6 protein-coding genes are annotated in these 6,056 nt (G+C 57.6%); 5 read left to right on the plus strand and 1 reads right to left on the minus strand.

Annotation, left to right across the window (positions count from 1 at the left end; genetic code table 11):
- Positions 1–133: 133 nt before the first annotated feature.
- The 5 genes from gspK (at position 134) to gorA (ending at position 5,079) form a co-directional block, all read left to right on the plus strand.
- A complete protein-coding gene (gene gspK, locus ACESMB_RS07545) occupies positions 134–1,087 on the plus strand; it encodes a type II secretion system minor pseudopilin GspK (protein WP_372971239.1) in 954 nt (317 codons plus the stop codon).
- 70 nt (positions 1,088–1,157) lie between these two features.
- Positions 1,158–2,462 (plus strand): type II secretion system protein GspL, encoded by a 1,305-nt coding sequence (gspL, locus tag ACESMB_RS07550; RefSeq protein WP_372971237.1) that lies wholly within the window; start codon positions 1,158–1,160, stop codon positions 2,460–2,462.
- 4 nt (positions 2,463–2,466) lie between these two features.
- Complete coding sequence (gspM, locus tag ACESMB_RS07555) at positions 2,467–2,997, plus strand: type II secretion system protein GspM (protein ID WP_372925853.1); 531 nt, start codon at positions 2,467–2,469, stop codon at positions 2,995–2,997.
- A 22-nt stretch (positions 2,998–3,019) separates the two neighbouring features.
- Complete coding sequence (locus ACESMB_RS07560) at positions 3,020–3,685, plus strand: GNAT family N-acetyltransferase (RefSeq protein WP_372925854.1); 666 nt, start codon at positions 3,020–3,022, stop codon at positions 3,683–3,685.
- Positions 3,686–3,717: 32 nt separating this feature from the next.
- Entirely contained in the window at positions 3,718–5,079 is a 1,362-nt protein-coding gene (gene gorA, locus ACESMB_RS07565; RefSeq protein WP_372925855.1) for a glutathione-disulfide reductase, read from the plus strand.
- Between the two features lie 21 nt (positions 5,080–5,100).
- Here gorA and ACESMB_RS07570 read toward each other — a convergent pair.
- Positions 5,101–6,056: ATP-binding protein (locus ACESMB_RS07570; RefSeq protein ID WP_372971238.1), on the minus strand; the 956-nt coding region annotated here is incomplete at its 5' end.

A 6,056-nucleotide genomic window follows, 5' to 3' on the forward strand; every position in this document is an offset into this window, starting at 1 on the left:
CAGGACGACGATCAGGACGACGCGCAGCAGGCTGATCAACAGAACGGTAATCAGATCGGAGGCGGCGATGCGGGAGGCTAATCCCCTGATGCTCCAGTCGCCTGCGGATCGCCAGGGCGGAGTAGCGCTGATCATGGTGCTGCTGGCCATGGCGCTGGTGGTGATGCTGGCTGCCGGAATGACCCAGCAACAGAGTGTGCGGGTGTTTCGAGCCAGCCACTACCTGGCTCAGCAGCAGGGGCAGAGTGTCGCCCTTGGGGCAGAAGCCTTTGCGCGCCAGATCCTCGTGCGGGATTTCGAGGAGGACAAGGAAAACAATACCATGGTGGATAGCCCCGACGAATTCTGGGCCCAGAATGCTGCGATACTGCCCCTTGACGACAATGGTGTAGCGGAAGTGCAGATTGATGACCTGGGGGGAAGAATCAACCTCAACGATCTGGTACGGGGAACCGGTCAGGTCGACCCGGTGGTGCGGGATCGTGTAGCCCGGCTGCTTGAGGTTCTGGAGATCACTACGGTGAATGTCGACGCCCTGATCGACTGGATCGACCCGAATGACCAGACCGTCAGTGCCTACGGAGCCGAGGATGGTCAGTACCTGATGGAAGACCCGGCTTATCGGGCCGGCAATCAGCCGTTTGTAACGGTGTCAGAGTTGCGGCTGATCGATGGCATGACCGAAGAGGCTTACCAGGCTTTGCGGCCCCATGTAACAACCTTGCCGGTTGCGGGTCTGGGTATTAACGTCAATACCGCTTCTGCTGCCGTGTTGCGCTCACTGCATGAAGAACTGACACAGGCTCAGGCAGACGCTATTCTTGAAAAACGTCAGGAAGAGCGCTTTGAGAATATACAGGATTTTCTCGCCCTGCCGGAATTCTCGGGCCTGGGGCTGAAATCCACGGGGCTCGGGCTGCAGACGCGTTTTTTTGAAGTGGTCTCAAGGATTACCTACGATGATCGGGTAGCCAACCTGGTCAGCACCGTTTATCGCAGTCCCGAGGGTGAAATGCAGACAGTCCATCGGGATACCGGCCAGAAAAACCGGATAACGAAAGAGCCGTTCAGCCTCTCTGAAGAGTAGCCATGGTCTCCTGATTATCATCGATACCGACAATGAAGACCCGGAAGGGTTAAAAAGGAAACTGCCCAGAATGTCATATCGTCTTTATGTCAGGCCTCTGCCACCCTTTGCGGACCCTGACACTACCCCGGATGCCCAGCTTTACAACTGGGTGCTGCTTGATGCCGGTGGAGACTCCCAGGCTCGCGGTGCCGGAGATCGAAAAGAAGACATCGAACAGACACTGGTACAGAACGATCTTGAGAACGTGCTGCTGGTAGGCCTGCTCCCGGGAGAGGAGGCGCTTTTCTGCACGGCTGATATTCCGGCCAAACAAAGCAGGTTCGTTTACCAGGCCCTTCCTTATGCCGTTGAGGAGCAGATTGCCCAGGATATCGAGAGCGTTCACCTTGCCATGGGCAATCGCACCGAACATGGATTCCGGGTAGCGGCTGTTGACCACAAGCGTATGGCCGAGTGGTTTGCGATGTTCAGCGGCTGGGAGCACCTGAAACTCGAGGCGATCTACCCCGACGCAGGCCTGCTGCCGGTAACCGAAGGGGGTTGGTCAATCTGCCTCGATGGTGAAACGGCCATGCTGGCGAGTGATCAGGGGGAATGGCTCAGCGTTCAGGCCCGCAATCTTGCCATGTTTGCACAGACGCTGGCGCTGCCGCCTTCCGACGAAGTTGTGGCGGAGGTGGCGGTCACCGTTTATGGTACTGAACAGGAATTCGAGCATCAGCAGGCGGATCTCGCTGAACTCAGGTCCTCCGGGCGTCTGGTTGTCAGGGAAGAGAGGCTGGAGCTCATGCCACTGGAGCTGCTGGCCCACGCCCATCATCACCATCTTTGCCAACCGATCAATCTCTGTCAGGGCGAGTACAGTATCCGTTCCCGCAAGTCGGGCGCCCTGAACCCATGGAAGCCATTGATTGCGGTTGCCAGCGTCTGGTTCGTCATCCAGATCGGCGTTGAGGTGGGCATGGGCCTGTACCATCAGCAGAAAGCGGATCAGACGCGCGAAGAAGCCATGGCCCTTTATCGCCAGGCGTTTCCCGATGACTCGAGAACTCATGCGGGCAATGTTCGCAGGGTGGTTGAAGGTCAGTTGCGCCAGCTGCAGTCGGATGGCCCTGACGCCGGTTTCATTACCCTGATGAAATACACCGGAGAGCAGTACTCGACAATTCCGGATACGGGCTCGGTCGTGTTTAACTCGGTTAACTACAGCAGCAACCGTGGCGAGCTCGTAGTGGATGTCCGGGCAGACAGCTACAACAAGCTGAGCACCCTTCGGAACGGTCTGACAAGCCAGGGGCTGACGGCCGAAATCGGGTCAGTGGTGAATGAATCTGACGGCGCTCGCGGTCGATTGACGGTCTCGGGAGGGTAACGTGATGTTGAACAGAATCAGGGAACAGCCGGCAGTGGGTAAAATGATTGCACAGTATGATCAGTTGCCCCGCAGGGATCAGCAGGCATTAACCGTTTTGGTGATTGCTGTTTTTCTGGGGATTCTCTATTTTGCGGTCTGGGTGCCGGCTGTGAACTTCCACAACGAGGCTGTCAGTGACCGGGAAAGTTCAGCCGAACTGCTGGCCTGGCTGGAAGCCAATCGTGACTCTCTGGAGCAGCTGTCGGATGCCGATGTTGGCCAGGGCAGCTCGGGGGTTGATGCTCCGGAAGATGGTCGTGCGCTGATGTCGCTGGTTACTCGCAGTGCCGGGGAAGCAGGGCTGTCGCTGCAGCGATTTGAGCCCAGTGGAGACGATTCGATACGGGTCTGGCTTGAAGGCGCACCCTTCAGCGAAGTTGCCAGTTGGCTGGAGCAGCTGAATACCGGGCACGGTGTTGAGATCGACCAGGCCTCCATGGATCGACAGAACGATCCGGGCATGGTATCCGTACGCCTGACTTTAACAATCTGAGACGAACGGTGGAGAGTAAACGATGAATGACGGCAAAGACAACAAGAACAGCCCGGAGCCGGCCATTGTCCGTCTCGATGCAAGTGCGCGTAACGAAGCCATATCGATACTGGTCGGCGCCTATCGAAATGAACCGACGTTCCAGTATCTGTTTGATCATCGCCGCCCCGGATACGAGCAGCGGGTCAGGGCCACGGTACGTGAGTTGATTGATCTGTACTTCGAGCTGGACCAGGACGCGATCGGGGTAATGGTGAATGACACCCTGGTGGCAGTGGCTTTTATCGGCGAACCTGAACTCAGGCTGAACCTGGCCGAGCAGATCAGCTGGCGTATCCGCATGGTGTTGACCGCAGGCTTTGCCTGTACCCGCCGCTACCTTGACTACCATGAGAAGATAAGGGAGATGCTGCCGCAACCCCTCGCGCATCAATTGCCGTTGATGGGCGTTAATCCCAAGTACCAGAACAAGGGTTATGGGCGGATTCTGCTCTCTACCGTAGAAAAACTGTGTGCAGAAAATCCTCGCGGCAGTGGGCTCGTTCTCGATACCGGCAACAGCCGGTATCTTCCATTCTATGAATCAGAAGGGTTTCGCAGCCTCGGTACCATTCGGCTGGGCGATTTTGAAGATCACATACTGTTCCGCGAAGTCCACGCCGGTGAAACCGCAATGGCGCCCGGATAAGCAAACAGGCCTTTACCAATACAGGAGACGCTGTGACTGACAAACAGGATTACGATCTGATCATAATTGGCGCCGGCTCGGGCGGTGTCCGGCTGGCCCGGATGTCCGCTGCCAAGGGCGCGCGCGTGGCAGTGGTCGAGTCACGGTACCTTGGCGGTACCTGTGTCAACGTGGGTTGTGTTCCCAAGAAGCTGTTCGTCTACGGCTCCCATGCTGGCGAAGATATCGAGGATGCAGCTGGCTATGGCTGGAAGGTACCGGCTGACCAGGTCAGCTTTGACTGGACCCGGCTGGTGGCCAACAAGAACGCTGAAATTGAGCGACTCAACGGCATATACGGGCGCATGCTGGAGAACGCCGGAGTAACGGTGATCGAGGGTACCGCCTCGCTGGCAGACGCTAATACCGTTGTGGTTGGTGATCAGACCTACACCAGTAAACACATTACCATCGCCACCGGTAGCTGGCCGGTGATCCCGGATGTGCCAGGCAAGGAGTGTGTTCTCTCCTCTAACGAAATGTTTTACCTGCCGCAGTTGCCCAAGCAAGCAGTGATCTGGGGTGGTGGCTACATTGCAGTCGAGTTTGCTGGCATTCTTGCCGGACTTGGCGTGGAAACAACCCTGCTTTACCGGGGGGAGCTCTTCCTGCGCGGGTTTGACGACGACGTCCGCGAGTTTACGGCTGCGGAAATGCGTAAAAAAGGCATTAACCTTCGCTTTGGCGTCAACATCGAATCCATCGAGAGTGAGAGCTCCCACTACGCGGTCAACCTGACTGACGGCTCCCGCATGAATACCGGGCTGGTGATGGCGGCGACAGGCCGTCGTGCGCTGGTGGACGGGCTTGGCCTGGAAGAACTGGGTGTCCAGCTCAGCGCCTCCGGCCACGTGGTGGTAGACGATCAGTTCCAGACCGCAGTCCCGTCCATTACAGCCCTGGGAGATGTTATCGGTACGCCCCAGCTGACGCCGGTGGCCCTCGCCCAGGGCATGGTGCTTTCACGGCGTCTGTTCGGTGACGGTAAGGGTGAGATGGATTACCGTAGCATCCCTACCGCGGTATTCTGCCAGCCCAACATCGGCACCGTTGGCCTGACCGAAGCAGAGGCGAGGGAGGCTGGCCACACGCTGCGCATTTACCGCTCCGAGTTCAAACCCATGAAGCACACCCTCAGTGGCCGGGACGAACGGTCGCTGATGAAGCTGGTGGTGGACGATGAGTCAGACCGAGTGCTTGGCGCACACATGGTAGGGCCAGATGCCGGCGAGATTACCCAGGGAATCGCCGTTGCCATCAAGGCCGGTGCCACCAAGGCGCAGTTCGACAGCACCGTAGGCATTCATCCGACCTCGGCCGAAGAGTTCGTCACCATGCGCGATCCCGTGGCCTGAAGTCTTACAATAAGCCGCTGTTTACATCCGTAACCAGCGGCTGAGCACTTTCCTCAGGTTCTCTTTTCTGACCGGCTTTGAGAGATAGTCATTCATTCCCGCCTCGCGGCAGGTGGATTCCGTTCCCGGTAGCGCGTCAGCGGTGAGCGCAATAATCGGAGTGCCACCCTGGCCGTTACTCTTTTCCCATTCACGGATGCACCGGGTGGCCTCGTAGCCATCCATCAACGGCATCTGGCAGTCCATCAGAATGACGTCGTAGCCCGAGTGATTGGTCTGTACCAGCTGCAGCGCCTCCTCGCCATTGATTGCTGCGTCGGCTTCAAACCCGAGGCGCTTGAGTAGGGCAACGGCAACTCTCTGGTTCACATTATTGTCTTCGACGACCAGAGCCCGTGCACTGCCCTTACCGGTGATATCCGGGGCCGGGGTGATGGGTTGGGCGGGTCTCTGGGTTGATGCCAATTCAAAGGGCAGCTCAAACCGGAACGAGGAGCCCTTGCCAAGGTCGGTTTCCACCTTGACGTGGCCACCCATCAGTTCAACAAGCCGTTGCACGAGGGACAGCCCCATGCCGGTTCCGCCGTAGCGTCTTGAATTACCGGTGTCGACCTGTTCGAAGGAATTGAAAATATCGTGGATCCGTTCGATGGGGATCCCGCAACCGGAATCGCTGACCGCACAATTCAGTACAACGCAGTTTTCTTCCAGTGAAAACCAGCCGGCCTGCACGTTGATATAGCCGTCACCGGTAAATTTGATGGCATTATCAATCAATCCCGCCAGAATCTGTCGCAGCCTGGAGGCATCTCCAAATACTACCGGATTGTCCGGCCACTCACCCACGAACCGGGTGGTCAGGGAGAGCCCCTGCTGTTCGGCAATGTGTCGATAGCTGGCCGTGCAGTTGGTGATCAACTGTTGCAGGTCAAATTCCCGGCTCTCCAGTTCCAGCGTGCCACGGTCAATGTGTGAAT

The sequence above is a fragment of the Marinobacter sp. genome (genome assembly GCF_041686475.1).
Classification (GTDB): domain Bacteria; phylum Pseudomonadota; class Gammaproteobacteria; order Pseudomonadales; family Oleiphilaceae; genus Marinobacter.

Coding starts and splice junctions, on each gene's coding strand:
- ACESMB_RS07560 (WP_372925854.1), top strand. CDS start 3,020: ATGAATGACGGCAAAGACAACAAGAACAGCCCGGAGCCGGCCATTGTC.
- gspM (WP_372925853.1), top strand. CDS start 2,467: ATGTTGAACAGAATCAGGGAACAGCCGGCAGTGGGTAAAATGATTGCA.
- gspK (WP_372971239.1), top strand. CDS start 134: ATGGTGCTGCTGGCCATGGCGCTGGTGGTGATGCTGGCTGCCGGAATG.
- gspL (WP_372971237.1), top strand. CDS start 1,158: ATGTCATATCGTCTTTATGTCAGGCCTCTGCCACCCTTTGCGGACCCT.